Source organism: Cellvibrio sp. UBA7671 (genome assembly GCA_002483145.1).
In the GTDB taxonomy this organism is placed as follows: domain Bacteria; phylum Pseudomonadota; class Gammaproteobacteria; order Pseudomonadales; family Cellvibrionaceae; genus Cellvibrio; species Cellvibrio fibrivorans.
This window is the reverse complement of record DLHJ01000018.1, coordinates 94,300-96,176: the sequence shown is the minus strand read 5'-3', so window position 1 is coordinate 96,176 and position 1,877 is coordinate 94,300. Positions and strand designations below refer to the sequence as shown.

The window sequence follows — 1,877 nt, the reverse complement described above, 5'->3', positions numbered from 1 at the left end:
ACGCGCCCCTGCGCTCAACGTTATATTGAGGGAGCAAAAATGAAAAATTCTACAGCGATTAGATTTTTAGCTTACACAGCTTTTTTTATCATACCCACTATCTCCTTAATTAACTGTAATAGTTGGAGTGCGAACACAGGTAGTATTAATCAATGTTTTTTAGAAGTAGAGTTTTTGAAAGCTATTGCAGAATCCTTATGGGGGCTAATTTATATAAGCGCCTTTCTTGTTTTTACTCCATTAATGTTAATAATAGCTATCGTAATTTTAGCTGTTGAATTCACAGCTTCCAAGTTCAAATAATATAACAAGGTGTTCCAACACCGTTCCGGCGCTTCGCGCCTCCACTCGACAGTTTGTAAGTAGCGCATTTAGCGAATTGCTGCGCAAAGTTTATCGCAATGCGCTACTTACAAACTGCGGTTGAACACAACGTTAAATTACACGAGAGAAACATGAGAGCATTTTTTGCACTTCTCTTTTTTATGGTGGCTCCTGTCATGGCGTTCGAGTGCCCAGGCTATGATCCAATGCGAGATCCTGTGGAAACGCACATTGAAAAAGCCTCTGATATACTTTTCGGCAGAGTTTCAAAAGGTGAGTTTTTTCCAAATAATGGTTACGGCGGAGAGATCAAAATATCGTTTGAAATTTTTTCTACAATTAAAGGAACTCTTAGTAAAAATACTGAAATAATTGTGGAAGCTTTCGCAGGCGAAACTGATATAGAGCTTGGTCAATCATACATAATATTCTTATATGGCAATAATCGTATTGACTTTTGCAATTTAAAAATCAGACTCTTCACTGACATAGACACATTGAATGAGCTAAAAGAGCACTCCGAAAGGAAAGACATGCGCTCTGCTAAAAAACTGGCACCAATTATTAGCTACATTGAAAAAATTTAACAAAATGTTCCAACATCGTTCCGGCGCTTCGCGCCTCCACTCGACAGATCGTAAGTCGCGCATTTAGCGAATCGCTACGCGAAGTTTTTCGCAAACGCGCTACTTACAACCTGCGGTTGAACACAACGTTGTAAGGTAATATTTTAGTTTTGTAATCGCACTTGGTTGGTATCATGAAGAAAAGCGTTTGCAGTTTCTATTACCTCACCTGCCGTTCGGTCCAACCTGTGGTCGAGTGCTGAAAGTTCACGTAGGTTTCACTGTCGTGCTAAATTCTCCGCAGTGTTAGTGAAAACTGAAATTGAATTAAAGTGAATCGCGCCGGGCTACAGCTCCATCAAGTCCGCGCGTTGAACAAAATACATGGGTGTGGTTTTCGTAAGAGTATTTTCGCTGTAGCAACACCGGTTCGCCCAGCTTACAACAAGGCGTTGAATCCGCGCACTGCGTGCGCTGGGACAGTTCGTAAGTCGCGCATTTGGTGAATCGTTGCGGAAAGTTTATCGCAAGCGCAACTTACAAACTGCCCATTAACTAAGCGTTATGCATATGGAAATAAAAAATAGAGGTTTGAAATGGTCGCAGCAATAGTAGAGGCAATTATTGCTCTTATATCCTCTATCATTGAAGCTATTGCATCCCTCTTTGTAGCGGGTGGAGAAGCGTTAGGTGCGGGTGAGGTATTGATTCTGCTAGCTGTATTTTTAGCGGAGCTAATACTTTGGCTAGTGTTATGGTGCGTTGAATTGGTTGCTGCTCTATTTAAATGGCGCAAACCTAGAAAAGTTCCAAAACCAATTATCTGGAGACCTAAAAAACTAATGAAGCGGGAAAAAGAAAATTCAAAAGAAAAGTAAAAATATCAGTTAGTTTTTAGTGCCTCAGCCCAATTAAGCTTAGCATAACAAGGTGGTCAAACCCGTTCCGCTTCGCTCCACTGGACAGATTTTAAGTAGCTTTTTTGTG

The 1,877-nt window shown here is 40.7% G+C and carries 3 protein-coding genes; all 3 read left to right on the top strand.

Annotated elements, in window-relative coordinates; translation table 11 throughout:
- The coding region (locus tag B4E62_RS19095) for a hypothetical protein (RefSeq protein ID WP_331353181.1) at window positions 1–303 on the top strand (303 nt) is incomplete at its 5' end.
- 152 nt (window positions 304–455) lie between these two features.
- Window positions 456–911 carry a hypothetical protein gene (locus B4E62_RS19090; RefSeq protein ID WP_331353180.1) on the top strand — a complete coding sequence of 152 codons (456 nt, stop codon included), beginning with the start codon at window positions 456–458 and terminating at the stop codon, window positions 909–911.
- 575 nt (window positions 912–1,486) lie between these two features.
- The gene (locus B4E62_RS19085; protein ID WP_310076405.1) at window positions 1,487–1,768 is read left to right on the top strand and encodes a hypothetical protein; all 282 of its coding nucleotides are present in this window, start codon (window positions 1,487–1,489) and stop codon (window positions 1,766–1,768) included.
- Window positions 1,769–1,877: the final 109 nt, after the last annotated feature.

Coding starts and splice junctions, on each gene's coding strand:
- B4E62_RS19090 (WP_331353180.1), top strand. CDS start 456: ATGAGAGCATTTTTTGCACTTCTCTTTTTTATGGTGGCTCCTGTCATG.
- B4E62_RS19085 (WP_310076405.1), top strand. CDS start 1,487: ATGGTCGCAGCAATAGTAGAGGCAATTATTGCTCTTATATCCTCTATC.